Origin of the sequence: Acetobacter indonesiensis, assembly GCF_000963945.1 — a bacterium.
GTDB lineage: Bacteria > Pseudomonadota > Alphaproteobacteria > Acetobacterales > Acetobacteraceae > Acetobacter > Acetobacter indonesiensis.
Genome location: NZ_BAMW01000171.1, coordinates 1 through 360 on the forward strand (window position 1 = coordinate 1; position 360 = coordinate 360).

Annotated in this window: 1 pseudogene; it reads left to right on the forward strand. The window is 51.9% G+C overall.

Annotated features, from left to right (window positions below):
• Positions 1-360 (forward strand): annotated as a pseudogene (locus tag Abin_RS15540) (integrase); the annotation flags it as partial.

Genomic DNA, 360 nt, shown 5'->3' on the forward strand with positions numbered 1-360 from the left:
TGGGACTTTAATGTCACAAAGAAAATTGTCCGACGGGGCTGGACGGATGGTGAGCTTGCTTTGCTTGCCAGCACGCATTGGTCAGGGACGGCAGTCTCTCATCGAACATGGGCTGGCATTATTACCATAGGCATGTTCACCGGTATGCGGTTAGGTGAAATCTGCAACCTCAGGCGTCAGGACATTGAGGTCATTGACGGTGTACCCTGTTTCCATGTCAGACCTCACATTGAAGACGGCTGGTCACCCAAGACGGCAGCCGGCACTCGCATCATCCCCATTCACTCCAGCCTGCTAAAAATGGAAGAGCTGAATCTGCTTGAGGCGAATGGTGAAAAATACCTCTTCCCTGATCTGACC